The sequence below is a fragment of the Streptomyces sp. NPDC001843 genome (assembly GCF_042891955.1).
Taxonomy (GTDB): Bacteria; Actinomycetota; Actinomycetes; order Streptomycetales; family Streptomycetaceae; genus Streptomyces.
In genome coordinates this window covers 275,192-291,700 of sequence record NZ_JBIATQ010000003.1, presented here as the reverse complement: position 1 = coordinate 291,700, position 16,509 = coordinate 275,192, and the positions used below count along the sequence as shown (strand labels likewise).

The window sequence follows — 16,509 nt, the reverse complement described above, 5'->3', positions numbered from 1 at the left end:
TCACCTCCGGGCGAGCTGGCGCTGTCCGACGAGGACGGCGCGGGCGATGACTTGCGAGTCCACCTCGACGTGCACGGGCCGCTCGGCGAGCTTCTCGACGGCGGCGGCGAGCCGGTGCATCCCGCCGCCCGAGCCGAGCACCCGTTCCAGCTTCGACAGCGGGATCACGGCCTCGGGTTCGCCGGCCTCGGCGAGCAGCGCGAGGGTGCCGCCGCGGCGGGCGGGCACGACACCGCCCTGGGCGAGGGTGGGGATGTTGGGGAGCATCGGCAGGTGGATGCCGAACTCCCGGCCGCCGAAGTGGGGCACCCAGTCGGGGATCTTGACGTGGATGCGGTTCAGGGCGCCGATCATGGCGTTGAGACCGCCGATGTAGGCGCGGGGCAGGGCGGTGAAGGCGTTGATGATGCCCTTCAGCACCGACTTGATGGGCTCCGCGTGGTTCTTGATCGCGCTGTAGATGGCATTCCAGGCCCACTTCACGCCCTTGGCGAGGGCGGCGGAGACCTTGTCCATGTTGACGAACTGCGAGATGAGCGGGGCGAGCAGGGCCATGACCAGCCCGAAGGCGTTGGCCTTCATGGCGGTGTTGAGCCCCTTCTGCGCGAGCGTCGCCCCCTTCAGCCCCGACCCGAACCCCTTCATGGAGGTCCCGCTCGCCGTCGCCCTCTTGCCGGCGTTGCCGACGGACTTCTCGACGGCGTCGGACTGGCGCTTGACGTCGCGGAGGGCGTTCCTGGCGCCGCCGGAGGAGGTCTTGAGGTGGTCGAGGGAGGTCTTGAACTTGTCGGTGGAGCCCTTGGACCGGCGTACGCCGTCGTCCGTCTGGTTGACAGCGGAGCGCATCGTCCGCACGGCGTTCGAGCCCTGGCTCACCGACGTCCTGAACCGGTTGAGACTCGCGGCCACCTGGTCCACGGATCGTTTCAGACTCATGTGTTTCTCCTGTCGGTTCTCGGTCGGCTCTTTCAGGCCGAGGTGGAGAGACTTCGGGCCAGGGACCCCACCTCGCTGTCGGCCTGGTCGAGAATTTGGGCCAGTGCCCTGTAGTTGCGGTCCACTGCCGTCTTGTTCCGCTCGGCTGTCTTTGCCGCCGCAGCGAGCTCCTCGAACTTCTTCTTGGCCTTGCTCTGCTCGATCTCCCGGACGGAAGCTTTGATCGAGCGTTGCTTCTCGCGAATTCCGCGTTCGAGATCACGGATCTCTCGGTTCAGTTGCCGTTCACGTTCCAGAAGCCAGGCATTGCCAGGATCGTTCGGGGAACCGTTCGTGCGTCGGCGCTGGGTCGTGTCGCGCTCCGACTTCAGCCGGTCGAGATCCCGAACGTCGTCCTGCAGACGGGTGAGTTGATTCGAGACCCTTTGGGACTGCTCGTTGAAGCGACGCTCCCATCGCTTGCTCCAGTCGACCCAGGGCCATGACTTGAGCTGGTTCCCGAAAAAGTGGATTCCCTTTTCGTCGATCTTGAACGCTGTGATGTCCGCCTTGATGAGGGTGAGCCCGACGGCGACAGCGGTCGCGGCGGCTTTGGCACCCTCCAGGTCCCCTTTCAGCACGGTCACGCCGCGAGAAATGCCGGTTATGGCCGATTTCAACTCGTGTGTGTTCTTGTCGCTGGCATCGAATTTTTCCTGCAGCCAGCGGGTGAGGCCGTACGGAACGTCACTTGCACTGGACATATCGACTGCCTTTCCTGGATGATCCCCGTGCGCGGCGCTGAAGGGGGAGAGGTATGCATTGGGGCGTCTGGCTGACCGTCTGTCTGTTGCACCTGCCGCTCGTCTTTGCCGTGTGGAGCGGCGCACATCTTTATTCGAAACTGGTGCTACGACGCCGTGGAGTGGTCATCGACGGCCATTGCACGAGCATTCGGCGGTCGGAGGAATCCGTATTCACCAGTTACCTCTACGAGGTCCCAGGGCACGGCTCCTACTCAAGAGAAACCCGCGGTTACGGCTGGATGTTCGCTGCTCCTGGAGAAAGCGTGTCGGTGACCTACGACCCGAAGAAGCCGGCGCGGGGCCGCATCACGGGTGAACTCGACGCCCGGGCCATCGAGATCGGTGTGCTGGTCGTCTGCCTCGTCACCCAGGCGATCCTGGAACTGCCCACCGTGGTGCTGTTCCAGGTGTTCTGATCCCTCCGTGAGGGGCCGAAGAGCGGTGCGTGTCGGACGGGGACGGATGTGGAGGGGATCTGGGCATCATTTGCGGTTTGCCTCTGGGGGCTTTGCGGGCCTGGAGCAGGGTCCGGTGCGTCTTCTGGCTCAATGAGCACGGCGTGCTGGGCGAGGCGGTTCGCGAATGGGTCAGCTGGACGGGCGAAGTAGCAGAGTCCTTCTGCTACTTCAAACTCGACGACGGAAGACGGATCAGGGTGCGGTCCTCAATACGCCCTGGTGCCCCGATGTTCGAGGTGGGGGAGGTGGCGCAGGTTCTCTACGATCCGGACCAGCCGACCCATGCGGTCCTGGTGGAGGACCGTGCGGAGCCGGTCGGGGATATCGCGCCGCGATGTACGTCTTCTTCGCGGGCGCGACGATTCTTGCGATAGTTGGCATGATCAAGGCATTGTTCTGACGCCTACGACGTCACTCGCGGACGACCGTATGGAGTCGATCAGGGGCAAACCGTCGCAGGTCAGGCGAAGAACCGGGCCATCTCCTGCGGACTCGGCAGGGTGTCCGCCTCCTGAGCCGAACCAGGGCGCGGCAGTGGCTCCGGAGGATCCAGGGGCTCCGTGTCCTCGTCCCGGTTGACGGTGGCGAACATCCAGTTGGCCTGGGCGAGTTGATCTACCACGGCGGCGAGCAGGTGATCGGTCACGGACCACTCCGCGGCCTCCCCCTGCACTTCCCGCAGCAGCGCGCTGTCCCGCGGCAGATGCCGGACCAGCACCGCGAGCCGGCGCGAGGAGAGCCGGCCGCGGTGCCAGTCCAGGAGGTCGACGCCGTAGTGGCGGAGCAGGTCAGCCTCCAGGGCCTCGGCGTGCTCTTCGACGAGCTCGCCGAGGCTCAGTCTTCCCCCAGGCCCAGCCCCGTCTCCTTGCCGTAGGCCTCCAGGATCGCGGCGATGTCCTGCATGGTGACATCGTGCTGCTCGAAGCGCGCGAACTGCTGCTCGCCGAGGAGGAGTCGGAGCAGTCCGTCCACGTCGTTGTCGTCGAGGTCGCGCAGTTTGCGCGCGGTGCTGCGGGTCAGCTCGGTCGGCAGGGCGAAGGTGTCGCCGTCCAGTGCGAAGGTCCAGTCGCGGCCGAGGGCCTCCAGGCGCTGGGCGCGGGCGGCGTTGACGTCGAAGGTGGTCATACGAGGCTCCGGTTCCGGTGAGTCGGTGCCGGGCCCGGCGTGCGCGCGCACGCCGGGCCCGATGGGGGAGGGAGAGGGATCAGGCCAGCGCGGCCGGGTCGTTGACCAGCCAGGTCGCCATCGGCTTGGTCGGGTCGTCGCCGGACAGCGCGGTGAACGTGACGCCGAGCTTGACCGCACCGGTGCGGGACAGCGACAGCTCCTCCACCTCGGAGACGGCGCCGTACGGGACCACCAGCCGGTAACGCAGGTCCTTGGTGCCGTTGTTGTCCGCGAAGTCGATGGCGAGGGCCCGCTGGTCCTGGCCGCCCGGCGTGCCGCCGATGTCGATCTTCTGCGCGGTGGTCTCGGCCTGGGAACCGGCCGAGACGATCGAGGTTGACGGCAGCCCCAGGTAGAACGGGAACGTGTCCTTGTTGGTCTGCAACAGCTGGAACTTCAGGGTCAGGTCCCGGTCGGAGAGCATGAAGCGCGCCGGTGCCATCGACTGCCAGGTGTCGACCGGGTCGTTCTTGTCCTTCTTGTTGAACTTGACACCGTCGGAGGAGGTGAAGCCGAGGTTGACCCACGGGGCGGCCAGCGCGGTGGTGTCCTTGGCGGTGGTACCGGCCGGGGCCCACCAGACGTTGCCGGCGCCGGCGATGCGGATCTCGGTGTTCTTGAAGCCTGCCATGTGTGCTCCTCAGGAGAGTGATGAAGTGGCCTACGCCGGGCGGATCGACAGCCGCAGGGTGGCCAGGTAGCGGTTGCCGGCCGGGCGGTTGTAGTCCGGCAGCCAGCGGGGCCCGTCCGCCTCGTCGACGTCGGTGACCAGCGCGGTGCCGTACCGGGTGCCTTGCAGTTCCAGGGCGCAGGCGCGGGCCGCGTTGGCGGTGACGAGTGCGGTGGTCTTGTCCGGGCCGTACACCTCGAGGTCGACCAGCGGCCGGTCGAGGTTGAGGTCGTCGATCCAGGCGCCGCCGGCGCGGGAGACGAGGACGACCTGCTGGGTGCCGTCGAACCCGGCGGGCGGGCGGTTGTCGACCGTGGTCCCGGCCAGCTCGGTCCGGTTCTTCAGGAAGTCGACGACGAGCCGCTCCACGTCGGGGAAGTTCAGGATCGCCACATGGACGCTCCCTTCGGGAGAGGAGGCGAAGAAGGGGCCCGGTTTCCGGGCAGCAGAAAGCGGCAGGCCCGCCGCCCGGGATCTGGGCGCAGCTCTGCCGCTGCTTCGAGTGTGACGCCGACCCGGGTTTCTCGCAACTGAGCTTGTTTCGAGGGGAGTTGGGGGGGCGGAAAGCCCGAAGGGGCCCGTCGCGGTGAGCGAGGGGCCCCGGTGGTGCGGGTGCGGATCAGCGGTTGCCGCGTAAGCGGTTCGTCGCGCGCTCGGCGGCGAACACGTCCTCCAGTCGGTACAGCTGCCGGCGGCCCTGCGTGCCGGCGGGCCGCAGATGTCCGCGCTGCACCCACTTGCGGATGGTGGCGGGAGTGACGCCGGCCTCGGTGGCGGCCAGCTCGGACGTGATCATGGGCGAGTTCGCCGAGTTCATGAGGCCTCCTCGTCTGCCGGATCGACCCCGTGCCCGCAGGGCGGGTTCACGCACCGCACCTCGGCCCGCTCCGGGAACGCCCGCAGCGACACCGAGTCGCAGGCCGGGCAACGGCCGGGCAGGCGGACCATCTGCTCCGGGTCGCCGAGCGCGCGGGCGCAGCGCGCGGCCATGCGCCGGGTCTCGTCCTCGACGTGCGCGGCCAGCACCGGGTCGGCGGCGGTCCGCTCCAGCAGCCCGGCGATCCGGCGCAGCCGCACCGGTACGGGGGCGGAGGGTACGGGGCGCAGGCCGAGCCGTTCGCGTACGGCCTCCTCCAGTTCGACGACGCCGTCGGTGATGTCGCGCAGGGCGTCGGAGACGTGCAGCCGTACGGGCAGGACGGTGCCTCCGACGGGCCCGCCGCCGCGCCGTTCCCGCAGCCCCCCGTGGGCGGCGGGCGCCAGCTCGGCGACGAGTTCGGGGTACTGGCGCAGCAGGGAGGAGATCCAGACGGCGGGGCTCATACGGCGACCTCGCGTCCGTTGCGCCACAGTCGGCCGCCGCTGACGCCGTCGAACCACGTGTGCGAAGGGTCCACGACGGCCTCGCACTGACGTCGGATCGGGCATTGGTTGCACGCACGCAACGTATGCTTGGCCTCGGCACGCTTACGGGTGAACACGTAGCGTTGTGGAAGGTTGATGCAGGCTGCGGCCCTGCGCCAGTCGATTTCACTGGTCAAGGGGAACTCCTCCCTAGGCATTTGAATATGTGTTCGATATATGCGGGCGACAGTCAGCGTGACATCGTGCGAGCGCGAGCGCAAGCGACTTGAGAGGCGGTGGGGTGGTGTGAGTCGGATGCGATCGACGACTCCGCATGCGAACATTAGTTCGAAGACCGTTGAGAAGTCGTCCGTAGCGAGGTGGGTAAGAGTGCGTTCCCTTACGCGCGTGCGCGCACACTTGCGGTGCGTGCGCGATCGGTACGCTGCTCCCGACACGAGGGGAGAGCGGGAACATGGGGCCCAGCCAACGTGCCGCGAGCACGGAACGGACAGAGCGAACGGAACGCACCGACGCGCTGGAGGAGTTCGCCGCCTGGGTCGAGGGCCTGATGCGGAACCGAGGCTATGTGATCGACGGCCCGCGCGGCGGTGGCAAGTCGCGACTGGCCGACGACTCCGGCGTCCACCGGGCCGCGGTGACCCGGCTGCTGCAACGGCAGAGCATGCCGGACCTCGAAACCATGCGGCGTCTGGCCGTGGTGCTCGGTGTGCCGCTGCGGGACATGCTGATCCGCTCTGGGCGGCTGTCCGAGGACGACCTGCCGCTCGAACCCGGCCCCGGCACGGACCCGGGCGCGGGCCGGCGGCTGAGCCCGGAGGAAGCGGCGCGGCGCATGGGCGTACCGGAGGAACTGCGCGCTCTGTTCGTGAAGGTCGCCCGGCAGTTTCTGACGGAGGGACCTTAGGGAAAGAGACGCGGGACGGGGGCGTACCGGAGTGCAAGGAGTGCGCACATGGGTGACGGGGGAAGCCGGGAAGATGACACGGGTGGTACTGGCGGCGAGGCGCCGTCCGCCGAGGCGGACCGGGTTACCGGGCTGCTGGGCGGCCTGCTGATCGCACTGGGCGAGAAGGTCCGGGAGGCGGGACCGGAAGGGGTCCGCATCCTCACTGACGAGGAGGTGCAGCGGGCCAACCTCCAGTGGTACCGCACGGGCTGGGAGGAGCACGCGCGAGCGGTCCGCCCGTCCGGCGAGCCCGAGCCGCCCGGCCAGGTGGCCGCCGCCCAGTCCGGACCGCCCGGTCCGCGTGACCCCACCACCCCGGCGGAGCACCCGGCCGACCCGGACCCGCTGTCCGCCATGAGCCGGCTGCTCGACTTCTGCGACCGAACCGGCCCGGCCACCGGACACGGCGACGAGCGCGCCCGGGCGGAGTCGCGACACCGGTACGACGAACCCGGCCGCGGACGGCACGAGCGGGCCCGGGAGCGCGGTGAGGGAGCCGATACGGTGCGGCGGCCCGACGGGGACGGGTGAAGAGCGTGGGCGTTTGTCGCACTGGTGCTCCAAGGTCGTGCCGTTCGTCACCTCCGGGGAAATGACGCCGGTGCCGGGCAACGCCTGCTCGCCACCGGCACCGGCGAGAGGGCGACCGCCGCAGACCTCGCCGCGCGGACAGGTCCCGGTCGCTCACGCCCTCCTGATCAGCCGTGCGGCAGGATGGGCCCATGAGCGTAGTCAAGATCAACGTACTGACCGTGCCGGCGGAGCAGCGGGAGACCCTGGAGAAGCGGTTCGCCTCGCGGGCGCACGCCGTGGAGAGCTCCGACGGCTTCGAGTGGTTCGAGCTGCTGCGCCCCGTCGAGGGCACCGACCAGTACCTCGTGTACACGCGCTGGCGGGACGAGGAGTCCTTCCAGGCGTGGATGGAGGGCCCGATGAAGTCCGCGCACCAGGGCGGCGGGGAAGGCGGGGAGCGGCCCAAGCCGGCGGCCTCCGGCTCCACCCTCTGGTCCTTCGAGGTGGTGCAGCACGCGGGCCCGAAGGGCGCGTAGGCCGCAGCGACGGGAAACGGGGACGCCCCCATGTCCTGAGAGCCATGGGGGCGTCGGGATGAGCGGTCTCGCCTAGTCGCAGACGATGTCCCGCCCCGGCCGCTCGCCCGTCGCCAGGAAGCGGGAGACCGTCCGGTCGCCGCAGGCGTTGCCGTTGGCGAGGTAGGCCTCGTGGCCGGTGGAGTCCACGGTCACCATGACGGCGCGCCGGCCGAGGGCCCGGCGGAGTTCGAGGGCTCCGCTGAGGGGGGTGGCCACGTCGTGCCGGTTCTGGACCATGAGGACGGTGGAGGGGCCGCGGTCGGTGATCCGCACCGCGGGCTCCTTCGGCGGGTACGGCCAGGCGGCGCACATCGCCGCGTTCCTCGGCATCCCCGCGGTCAGCGGGAACTTGGCGCGGCTCTCGGCGACATCCTTCTCGTACGCGGCCGCGGACCTGGGCCAGGCGACGTCGTTGCAGACGGTGGCGGCAATGACCGCGGTGACGTTCTGCACGACCGGCTCGGGCGGTGCCTGCGGCGCTGGCGGCACGGTGCCCTTCCGGGCGGCCAGGATCAGCTTGGCCAGGGCGGGATAGTCGTCGGGGTCGTAGAGGCTGTCCAGCATCGTCTGCCGGAGCACGTTGCCGTTGAGCTCCTCCGGGTTGGCACCGGGCCACGGGAGGGGGTCACGGTCGAGGCGTGCGGCGAGGCGGAGGAAGAGGCGGCGCACCTCGGCCGGGGCCCCGGCCACCCGCTCGGGGTTGCCCGGCCGGGACGCCCACTCGGCGAACTCGGCGAAGTTGTCCTCGGCGCCCAGCTCGTACGCGGCGAACCAGGCCCGCTCCACCCGCGCGTCGGGGCTGTCGTTGCTGTCCAGCACGAGGCGGTCGGTGCGGTCCGGGAACAGTTCGTTGTAGACGGCGCCGATGTACGTCCCGTACGACACACCCCAGGCGGAGATCTTCCGCTCGCCGAGCGCCGCCCGGATGCGGTCCAGGTCGCGGGCCTCGTCGGCGCTGCTGATGTGCCGTGTCAACCGGCCGCCGTTGCGTGCGCAGGCCTCCGACATCCGGCGCGCGGTGGCCATGTTCGCCTTGATGGAGCCGTCGGGGGCGGGCCAGGGAAGGAGCTTGGTCCGGGCGAGGTCACCCCGGTCCATGCCGCAGCTCACCGGGGTCGAGCGGCCGTACCCCCGGGGATCGAACCCGATCAGGTCGTAGGCGTTCCGTACCGCCTGCGGCAGCTTCTGCCCCTTGCTCGAGGGCTGGTCGAGGCTGCCGCCGCCGGGCCCGCCGGGGATGATGAACAGGGCTCCGCGGCGCGTCTTCGGGTTCTCGGCGGGGATGCGGGAGAACGCGAGGGTGATCTGCTCGCCGTGCGGGTCGGCGTAGTCCATCGGCACCTCGATGGTCGCGCACCGCTGCCGCGGGTCGAGGCCTCTTCCCTCGCACTGCGTCCAGTGGAGACGCGGTGGCCTGGCGTCGTCGGCCGTCGACGCGGACGCGGTAGCGAGGGGTGAGGCGAGGCTCAGGACGGCGGCGGAGGCGGCGAACAGGGCTGCGGTTCGCTTGATCTTCGTCATACGGACGAGCTTCGTCCGTCCCGTCCTTCACCGACATCCGGCCAACAGGCCTCTGCACCCTGTGGTTTCCCCCACCGGGTTCCCCCAATTCGCGGGGTCCGCGGCCAGTTGGTACCGGTCATAACGTTGGCCCGTTGGGCGACGTCCTGCGGACAGGCCCTAGTCATGGGGTTCTGCGAGAAGGTCGTCCACCACATGACAGCGCACTGTCGGGAGGTGCTCAGCGATGGCCTCACTCATCATGGCTTCCCCTTCGGGGTCGACGTCCGGGCACCCCTCGCGAGTAGCGGCATCCGGCCACCGTGCGTACGCCACCCAGGTACCGTCATCGGCCTGATGCAGGCGTGATCCGTAGCTGCCGCAGTGCTTGTGCATCGCCTGTGTCACGCGGTGCCAGCCAGCCGCGAACTGCTGCTCCTTGCCTTCGTGCAACCGCCACCGGTAGATCACCGCGAACATGACATTGCCTCCCCGTTGCCACATGCCTGCGAGATCCGGCGGGCGTGTCCTGCATGCCGGCACGGACCAGACCGGAACTGTACATGCCGGACTGACCGGTCGGGGCGGCTTCTGACGATCAACTCGCCCCTCTCACAGTCCACTCCGGCCCGCCCTCCCGACCCCTCAGCCGCCCGCCCGGCCCGTCCTGGCCGTCCCCGCGACCGCCTGCGCGAACTCCTCCGGGCTGCCCGAGAGCCGTGCGGGGGTCGCCGGGTGTTTGCCCTTCGCCGGGTGTTCGGCGAACAGGGCGACCGTGACGGAGAGGTGGTCGTCGGACTCCGTGTGCCAGACCGTGCGGGTGCCGGGGCCGCTGCCCGCGCCGCCGGTGAAGGAGCGCAGGAAGGTTCCGGCCGGGGCCTTCGCCACGGGTTCGGCCACCCCCGCGGGCAGGAGCCGGCGGGTGTCGGGGCGGGCCGTGTAGAGGGTGTGGCCGGCACGGGTGATCTTCGCGACCGTGTACGGCTTCGCGTACGTGGCCCCCGCCGCGACCGCCGCGTACGCCGACGCCAGCCGCAGCGGGGACGGCGTGGCCGTACGGATGAGGGATGCCGCCGGGGCGTCGAGGCCCGACTTCTTGAGCGCCGTCAGTGCCGTGCCCGCCTCCACCGCACCGGACACCGCGTCGTTGAACGGCTGCTTCGCGTACTCCGCACCCCCGTACAGCACCCGGACCGCGCCGTCCCCGGGGACCATCGCCACCACGGCGGTGTGCAGACGTGTCCCCTTGGCGGCCGGCGGCGCGTCGCCCACCCGGTCCGCCGTCGCGTCCTGCGCCCCCACGTCGAACGTCGTACGCACCGTGTACCCGCCCCGGGCCAACTCGTCCTGGGAGATGCCCAGTCGCTTCGCCGCTTCGGCCGCCGCCACGTCGATGAGGTACTGCCGCTGGCCGTCCGTGGCGCCCGGCGGGTAGAAGCGGAAGGCCGGGAAGGCCGCCTGCGCACGGTCCTTCGCGGTGATCGTGCCCGCGCCGAGCATCCCGCCGAGGACCCACTCCCACCGCTTGTGCAGGGTCGCCGTCACCTTGGCGTCCGCGCCGGCCCGCTCGTAGTACGACGGCAGGTTGATGATGGCCGCCAGGGCCGCGCCCTGCGACAGCGTCAGGTCCTTCGCGTCCACGCCGAAGTAGTTGCGGGCCGCCGACTGGATGCCGGCCGCGCCCCGGCCGAAGTACACGGTGTTGAGGTAACCCTCGAGGATCGACTCCTTGGAGCGGGTGCGGTCCAGCTTGACGGCGATCAGTGCCTCGCGGGCCTTCCGGGTGAGCGACTGCTCGGGGCTGAGCAGCGCGTTCTTCACGTACTGCTGCGTGATCGTCGAACCGCCCTGCCGCTCACCGCCGCTCAGCGTGGACACCGCCGCCCGCACGACGGCGGTCGGTGAGACACCCGAGTCCGTGCGGAACGAGCGGTTCTCGGCGGCGATCACCGCGTCCTGCACTTGCCGGGGAACCTGGGAGAGCTTCACGTCCTGCCGGTCCACGGGGCCTCGCCGGCCCAGGTACTCGCCGCTCGCGTCGACGAACACGGTGCTCTGGACCACCGTCTCCGGATGCGGATCGGGGATGGCGGTCAGGCGGTAGGCGACGACGACCGCACCGCACAGCGCCAGGACGAGGGTGAGCAGGGCGATCAGGGCCCGCCGGATCCAACGGCCCCGGCGCCGTCGGCTGCGGACGCGCCGGGGCAGCCGCCGCCGTCGGCGTGCGGGCTTCGGCGGGTCCAGGTCCGGGTCCGGATCCGGATTCGGACCCGCACCGGGTTCCTGGGCTGTGGTCGGATCCGGGTCCTCGGAGGCCGTGGTCCTGGGGCCCGTGGTCCCGGCCAGTTCCGGTACGTCCGTCATGTCGGTCACGCGTTCCATCCGCTCCTCGCCAGCGCCACGCCCCGCGCGTCGTACACCGTCACCCGCAACTTCTCGAACTCCCGCTTCACCCGTTCGGTTGGGAGGGTCGCGTACCACGCGCTCCAGCCCCGGGCGCCCGCCAGCGTGAGCAGCGTGCCGTGTGTCGTGCCGGACGGCGTGGTCACCTCCACCCGCCCGGTCGGCACGTCGCCCCGGTAGATGCCGGACAGGACGGCGCGGTTGCCGCTCCCCTCCAGGTGCAGGGTGAGGGCGGGACCGTGCGCCGCACGCCCGCCGACCGGCTGGAACCAGCCCGGTCCCGATGCCGTCGACCAGTGCTCCCCGTCCTTCGACAGCCACAACTCCACGCCGGACATGGGACGCACGCGTTCGCCCGGTGCGACCACGCGCACGCTCCCGGCCGGTGCGGTGTCCGACGGTGACGTCGAGCCGGACGACGAGGTCGTGACCAGGGTGTGGGAGGCGATGTAGCCGAGTGGGGCGAGCACCAGCAGGCAGACGGTGAGCAGCGCCGTGGCGAGGCGTCTGCGGCGGCGGGCGCGGCCCTCGTGCTCGATCTCGGCCAGCGGCAGGGGCGGCGGGTCGGCTTCGCGCGCCGCCTCGGCGAACGCCTCGCGCACCTCGCGTTCGCGTGCCTCGCGCGCCTCGCGCGCCTGGGTACGGTTCATCGGCCGACTCCCGACACCGGCAGCGGGCCCAGAGCCGAAAGGCCCCGCCGCGCGTACGACCTGACGGCGCCGACCGAACAGCCCAGCACCTCGGCGATCTCCGCCTCGGCCAGGTGCTCGCCGTGGCGCAGCACCAGCACCACCCGCTGCCGGCGGCCCAGGCGTCCGAGCGCATGGAACAGGAGCGGCCGTTCGCCGGCACCGCGTGCGAGGCGACGGGCATGGCGCAGATACCGGCGGACCAGTGTCCGCCGGACGTAGAAGTCGGCGTCGTCGCGCGGCATCCGCCGACGGCGGGCGTAGGTGTCGGCCAGCGTCGTGCGCGCCAGTTCCCGGGCCGCCCACGGATCGCCGGTCAGCAGGTGGGCGGTGCGGTACAGGCGGGGCCAGGCACGGTCGGCGTAGGCCGCGAAGTCCTCGCGCGGGGAGGGGGGTCGGGAGGTCACGTCAGTGGCACGACCGGTGGGCGGACGGCCCAAAAGACAGCGGCGCGAGGGGAGTTGTCTCTGCGGGTCATCGATTTCCTCCTGCGGTGTGTTTCGATGTGCGACGTACGGGACCTGTACGCACGGCGGTGACCGCCGGGTTGCACGGGACATCGGGAACCTCGTGGCGGGGGCATGACGGAGGAAGAAGCGGGGGCATGACGGAGGAAGAGTTCGACGCTTTCTACACCGCCGCGTTCCCCCGGCTGACCGGCCAGCTCTACGCCTTCACCGGGGACCACGGCGAGGCGCAGGACGTCGTGCAGGACGCGTTCGTACGGGCCTGGAACCGGCGCCGGGAGTTCCTGGCGGACGGGGCGCCCGAGGCCTGGGTGCGGACCGTGGCGATGCGGCTCGCGGTGAGCCGCTGGCGGCGGGCGAAGCGGTGGCTGGAGCTGGTGCGCCGTACCCCGCCGCCGGAGTACACGCCGGGGCCCGAGTCCGGGCAGGCCCATCTCGCCGATCTGGTTGCCGCGTTGCGGCGACTGCCCGAGGCGCAGCGGATGGCGGTGGTCCTGCACCATCTGTGCGACCTGAGTGTGGAGCAGGTAGCCTCCGAGACCGGGGCCCCCGTGGGGACGGTCAAGGCCCGGCTGTCCCGCGGCCGGGCGGCGCTGGCGCGGGAACTGGGCAGCGGTGACGGGGAGAGGGAGGACGACCGTGTCCGATGACCTCACCACCGGGCTGCGTCAACTGGCCGAGTCGGGACAGAGGTTGCCGACCGCCTCGGGCTCGGACATCCGTCGCCTGGCCCAGTCGCGCCGCCGTCGCCGGCGTACTGCCGCCGCCGTCGCCGGGACGGTCGCCGCGGTCGCGGTGGCGTCCACGCTGGTGCTGAACCTGGGCGGTCCGGACGGTGGGCGGACGTCCACGCCGGCCGCCGGCCCGACCAGCGCGCCGCCTGCCCCGCGGCAGACCCGTACGGCGATCAGCTCGCCGACCCAGCGGGCGGCGGCCGACGTCACGGTGAACCTCTCGGCGCGGTACCTCGTGGCCGGCGGGCGCAAGGTGCCGATCACCTCCGGCCTCGCGAAGACACCGACGCCGACCGGGCGGATGACCGTCACCTCGATGACCGACGTGAAGGAGATGGGCGGTGGAGTGGTCGTCGGGGGGGCCGCGGGCAGCTACAAGCTGCCGTGGGTGATCGGCCTGCGGGGGCAGGACGGCGCGACCACCTTCCTCGCCGCCATTCCGTACGACAAGAAGGCCCCGGGCAGCTACGACACCACCTCGGGCTGGATCGGCCTGCGGCTGTCCGACGCGAAGTGGCTGTACGGACGGCTGCGGACCGGGGCGGTGGTCGACGTCGTGGGCGCGACAGCGGCCGAGCCGGCCCCGGGCGGGACACCGACCTCTTCCGACTCCGCCCCGGGCGGGCCACCGACCCTTTCCGACCCCGGGCCCGTCGTGACACCGACCTTTCCCGACTCCGGGCCCGTCGTGACACCGAGCTCCACCGTCTCCGCCTGGTGAGCACGACGATGCCCCCTCGCCCGGAGAGGGCGAGGGGGCATCGGTCGTACCGGTCGGGTCGGGGCGCTTCGCCTACTTCACCGGCTCCTACTTCACCGGCTCCGGCTCCGGCTCGCTCTCCGTCTCCGCCTCGCCCGCCGGGTCGACCGGGGTCTTGACGGAGTCGAGGAGGAGCTGGGCGACGTCCACGACCTGGATGGACTCCTTCGCCTTCCCGTCGTTCTTCTTGCCGTTGACCGAGTCGGTCAGCATGACCAGGCAGAACGGGCAGGCCGTGGAGACGATGTCCGGGTTGAGGGAGAGGGCCTCGTCGACGCGCTCGTTGTTGATGCGCTTGCCGATCCGCTCCTCCATCCACATCCGGGCGCCGCCGGCGCCGCAGCAGAAGCCGCGCTCCTTGTGGCGGTGCATCTCCTCGTTGCGCAGGCCCGGGACCTTGCCGATGATCTCGCGCGGGGGCGTGTAGATCTTGTTGTGGCGGCCCAGGTAGCACGGGTCGTGGTAGGTGATGATGCCCTCGACCGGGATCACCGGGACCAACTTGCCCTCGTCCACCAGGTGCTGGAGGAGCTGGGTGTGGTGGATGACCTCGTAGTCGCCGCCGAGCTGCGGGTACTCGTTGCCGAGGGTGTTGAGGCAGTGCGGGCAGGTGGCGACGATCTTCTTCGCCGACTTGGGCTTCTTCGACTCGGCCGTGACCTTGCCCTCGTCGTCCAGCTCCTCGCCGAACGCCGTGTTCAGGGCCATCACGTTCTCCATGCCGAGCTCCTGGAAGAGGGGCTCGTTGCCGAGGCGGCGGGCGGAGTCACCGGTGCACTTCTCGTCGCCGCCCATGATCGCGAACTTGACGCCCGCGATGTGGAGGAGTTCGGCGAAGGCCTTCGTGGTCTTCTTGGCGCGGTCCTCGAGGGCGCCGGCGCAGCCGACCCAGTACAGGTACTCGACCTCGCTGAGGTCCTCGATGTCCTTGCCGACGACCGGGACCTCGAAGTCGACCTCCTTGAGCCACTCCAGGCGCTGCTTCTTGGCCAGGCCCCAGGGGTTGCCCTTCTTCTCCAGGTTCTTGAGCATCGTGCCCGCCTCGGACGGGAACGCGCTCTCGATCATCACCTGGTAGCGGCGCATGTCGACGATGTGGTCGACGTGCTCGATGTCGACGGGGCACTGCTCGACGCAGGCGCCGCAGGTGGTGCAGGACCACAGGACGTCCGGGTCGATGACGCCGTTCTCCTCGGCGGTGCCGACCAGCGGGCGCTCGGCCTCCGCGAGAGCGGCGGCGGGGACGTCCTTCAGCGCCTCCTCGGACGCCTTCTCCTCGCCCTCCATGGTCTTGCCGCCACCCGCGAGCAGGTACGGCGCCTTGGCGTGGGCGTGGTCCCGCAGCGACATGATCAGCAGCTTGGGGGAGAGCGGCTTGCCGGTGTTCCAGGCGGGGCACTGCGACTGGCAGCGGCCGCACTCGGTGCAGGTGGAGAAGTCCAGCAGGCCCTTCCAGGAGAACTGCTCGACCTGCGAGACGCCGAACACGTCGTCGTCGCCCGGGTCCTCGAAGTTGATCGGCTTGCCGCCGGACGTCATCGGGAGCAGGGCGCCCAGCGAGGTCTCACCGGTCGCGTTGCGCTTGAACCAGATGTTCGGGAACGCGAGGAAGCGGTGCCAGGCCACACCCATGTCGGTCTTCAGGCCGACCACGATCATCCAGATGAAGGAGGTCGCGATCTTCAGGCCGGCGAAGAAGTAGGTGAGGTTCTGGAGCGTGGAGACGTCCATGCCCTCCAGCCAGTGCACCACCGGGTACGAGATGAAGAACGAGGCCTCGTAGCCGTCCACGTGGTGCTGGGCGCCCTCCAGGGCGTGCAGCATGAAGATGCAGACGCCGACGACCAGGATGACGGTCTCGACGAAGTACGCCTGGCCGAAGTTGGAGCCGGCGAAGCGGGACTTGCGGCCCGGCTTGCGCGGGTGGCTCAGCTGGCGGATGACGATCAGCGCGAGGATGCCGAGCACCGTCATCGTGCCGATGAACTCGACGTACATGTTGTACGGCGCCCAGTCACCGAGGACCGGCAGGAGCCACTCGGCCTTGAACAGCTGGCCGAACGCGTTGACGATCGTCAGCAGCAGGGTGAAGAAGCCCACCGCCACGAACCAGTGCGCCACACCGATGACGCCCCACCGGTTCATCCGGGTGTGGCCGACGAACTCCCTGGCCACGGTGAGGGTGCGCTGTGTGGGATCGTTGGTCCGCGTACCGGCCGGCACGGGCTGGCCCAGCCGCATGAAGTTGTAGATCTGCAGGAGGGCGCGGCCGAACAGTGCCACGCCGACCACGATCAGGACCAGCGACACGATGATCGCGGCGAGTTGCATTGGGGCTCCTGAGGCGGCCTCGAATTAACCGAGCGACATTACTAAGCGGTAACTTATGCAGTCCGTCTGAGACTACCCCCATCTTCCGTCGGGATGCAGCCGGGTGCGGGGTGATATGGGTCGCTGAGGTGTGCCTGAGCGGAGGCCGCAGAGGGGCCGAGGGGGAGCCCGTCCGGCAATCTGATCGTGTTATTCATCCAG

The 16,509-nt window shown here is 70.1% G+C and carries 21 protein-coding genes; 6 read left to right on the top strand and 15 right to left on the bottom strand.

The features are described from left to right. On the bottom strand, positions 1-936 hold the full coding sequence (locus tag ACFYZQ_RS09800) for a hypothetical protein (RefSeq protein WP_389143931.1): 936 nt from the start codon (positions 934-936) through the stop codon (positions 1-3). Between the two features lie 32 nt (positions 937-968). Further along, on the bottom strand, positions 969-1,679 hold the full coding sequence (locus ACFYZQ_RS09795) for a hypothetical protein (RefSeq protein WP_389143928.1): 711 nt from the start codon (positions 1,677-1,679) through the stop codon (positions 969-971). A gap of 305 nt (positions 1,680-1,984) precedes the next feature. On the opposite strand from ACFYZQ_RS09795, the gene ACFYZQ_RS09790 reads away from it, so the two are divergent. Beyond that, positions 1,985-2,137: a hypothetical protein gene (locus ACFYZQ_RS09790; protein ID WP_389143925.1), complete on the top strand. Its 153-nt coding sequence runs from the start codon at positions 1,985-1,987 to the stop codon at positions 2,135-2,137. Between the two features lie 502 nt (positions 2,138-2,639). On the opposite strand, the gene ACFYZQ_RS09785 is transcribed toward ACFYZQ_RS09790, so the two are convergent. The 7 genes from ACFYZQ_RS09785 to ACFYZQ_RS09755 all read right to left on the bottom strand — a co-directional run bounded on the left by ACFYZQ_RS09785 (position 2,640) and on the right by ACFYZQ_RS09755 (position 5,557). Further along, positions 2,640-2,966: a hypothetical protein gene (locus ACFYZQ_RS09785; protein WP_389144733.1), complete on the bottom strand. Its 327-nt coding sequence runs from the start codon at positions 2,964-2,966 to the stop codon at positions 2,640-2,642. A 47-nt stretch (positions 2,967-3,013) separates the two neighbouring features. Then, positions 3,014-3,304 carry a hypothetical protein gene (locus ACFYZQ_RS09780; RefSeq protein WP_389143922.1) on the bottom strand — a complete coding sequence of 97 codons (291 nt, stop codon included), beginning with the start codon at positions 3,302-3,304 and terminating at the stop codon, positions 3,014-3,016. Positions 3,305-3,383: 79 nt separating this feature from the next. Next, positions 3,384-3,977 (bottom strand): phage tail protein, encoded by a 594-nt coding sequence (locus ACFYZQ_RS09775; protein WP_389143919.1) that lies wholly within the window; start codon positions 3,975-3,977, stop codon positions 3,384-3,386. 30 nt (positions 3,978-4,007) lie between these two features. Beyond that, the gene (locus ACFYZQ_RS09770) at positions 4,008-4,409 is read right to left on the bottom strand and encodes a hypothetical protein (protein WP_132856854.1); all 402 of its coding nucleotides are present in this window, start codon (positions 4,407-4,409) and stop codon (positions 4,008-4,010) included. 226 nt (positions 4,410-4,635) lie between these two features. Continuing rightward, positions 4,636-4,833: a helix-turn-helix domain-containing protein gene (locus ACFYZQ_RS09765; protein WP_389143916.1), complete on the bottom strand. Its 198-nt coding sequence runs from the start codon at positions 4,831-4,833 to the stop codon at positions 4,636-4,638. Continuing rightward, on the bottom strand, positions 4,830-5,339 hold the full coding sequence (locus ACFYZQ_RS09760; RefSeq protein ID WP_389143913.1) for a hypothetical protein: 510 nt from the start codon (positions 5,337-5,339) through the stop codon (positions 4,830-4,832). The genes ACFYZQ_RS09765 and ACFYZQ_RS09760 overlap by 4 nt, the downstream gene beginning before the upstream one ends. Next, the gene (locus ACFYZQ_RS09755) at positions 5,336-5,557 is read right to left on the bottom strand and encodes a WhiB family transcriptional regulator (RefSeq protein WP_389143910.1); all 222 of its coding nucleotides are present in this window, start codon (positions 5,555-5,557) and stop codon (positions 5,336-5,338) included. The genes ACFYZQ_RS09760 and ACFYZQ_RS09755 overlap by 4 nt, the downstream gene beginning before the upstream one ends. A gap of 374 nt (positions 5,558-5,931) precedes the next feature. Here ACFYZQ_RS09755 and ACFYZQ_RS09750 point away from each other — a divergent pair, with 374 nt between their 5' ends. The 3 genes from ACFYZQ_RS09750 to ACFYZQ_RS09740 all read left to right on the top strand — a co-directional run bounded on the left by ACFYZQ_RS09750 (position 5,932) and on the right by ACFYZQ_RS09740 (position 7,379). Then, positions 5,932-6,288, top strand: a complete 357-nt coding sequence (locus ACFYZQ_RS09750) for a helix-turn-helix domain-containing protein (RefSeq protein ID WP_389144730.1) — start codon at positions 5,932-5,934, stop codon at positions 6,286-6,288. 48 nt (positions 6,289-6,336) lie between these two features. Continuing rightward, positions 6,337-6,861, top strand: a complete 525-nt coding sequence (locus tag ACFYZQ_RS09745; RefSeq protein ID WP_389143907.1) for a hypothetical protein — start codon at positions 6,337-6,339, stop codon at positions 6,859-6,861. Positions 6,862-7,052: 191 nt separating this feature from the next. Beyond that, positions 7,053-7,379 (top strand): antibiotic biosynthesis monooxygenase family protein, encoded by a 327-nt coding sequence (locus tag ACFYZQ_RS09740; protein WP_389143904.1) that lies wholly within the window; start codon positions 7,053-7,055, stop codon positions 7,377-7,379. A gap of 72 nt (positions 7,380-7,451) precedes the next feature. Here the strand turns inward: ACFYZQ_RS09740 and ACFYZQ_RS09735 are convergent, their stop codons facing one another. From ACFYZQ_RS09735 to ACFYZQ_RS09715, 5 genes are all read right to left on the bottom strand, one after another. Continuing rightward, positions 7,452-8,942, bottom strand: coding sequence for an alpha/beta hydrolase (locus ACFYZQ_RS09735; protein ID WP_389143901.1), 1,491 nt, complete (start codon positions 8,940-8,942; stop codon positions 7,452-7,454). A 159-nt stretch (positions 8,943-9,101) separates the two neighbouring features. Further along, entirely contained in the window at positions 9,102-9,401 is a 300-nt protein-coding gene (locus ACFYZQ_RS09730) for an antibiotic biosynthesis monooxygenase (protein ID WP_389143898.1), read from the bottom strand. 165 nt (positions 9,402-9,566) lie between these two features. Next, positions 9,567-11,288 carry a transglycosylase domain-containing protein gene (locus tag ACFYZQ_RS09725; RefSeq protein ID WP_389144727.1) on the bottom strand — a complete coding sequence of 574 codons (1,722 nt, stop codon included), beginning with the start codon at positions 11,286-11,288 and terminating at the stop codon, positions 9,567-9,569. Between the two features lie 5 nt (positions 11,289-11,293). After that, the gene (locus ACFYZQ_RS09720) at positions 11,294-11,977 is read right to left on the bottom strand and encodes a hypothetical protein (protein WP_389143895.1); all 684 of its coding nucleotides are present in this window, start codon (positions 11,975-11,977) and stop codon (positions 11,294-11,296) included. Beyond that, positions 11,974-12,423: a sigma factor-like helix-turn-helix DNA-binding protein gene (locus tag ACFYZQ_RS09715; RefSeq protein WP_389143892.1), complete on the bottom strand. Its 450-nt coding sequence runs from the start codon at positions 12,421-12,423 to the stop codon at positions 11,974-11,976. Before ACFYZQ_RS09715 ends, ACFYZQ_RS09720 begins: the two co-directional genes overlap by 4 nt. 197 nt (positions 12,424-12,620) lie before the next feature. Between ACFYZQ_RS09715 and ACFYZQ_RS09710 the strand changes: the two genes are divergently transcribed. Then, on the top strand, positions 12,621-13,133 hold the full coding sequence (locus tag ACFYZQ_RS09710) for a SigE family RNA polymerase sigma factor (protein WP_389143889.1): 513 nt from the start codon (positions 12,621-12,623) through the stop codon (positions 13,131-13,133). After that, positions 13,123-13,938 carry a L,D-transpeptidase gene (locus tag ACFYZQ_RS09705; RefSeq protein WP_389143886.1) on the top strand — a complete coding sequence of 272 codons (816 nt, stop codon included), beginning with the start codon at positions 13,123-13,125 and terminating at the stop codon, positions 13,936-13,938. Before ACFYZQ_RS09710 ends, ACFYZQ_RS09705 begins: the two co-directional genes overlap by 11 nt. A gap of 87 nt (positions 13,939-14,025) precedes the next feature. On the opposite strand, the gene ACFYZQ_RS09700 is transcribed toward ACFYZQ_RS09705, so the two are convergent. After that, complete coding sequence (locus tag ACFYZQ_RS09700) at positions 14,026-16,308, bottom strand: (Fe-S)-binding protein (protein WP_389143883.1); 2,283 nt, start codon at positions 16,306-16,308, stop codon at positions 14,026-14,028. Positions 16,309-16,509: the final 201 nt, after the last annotated feature.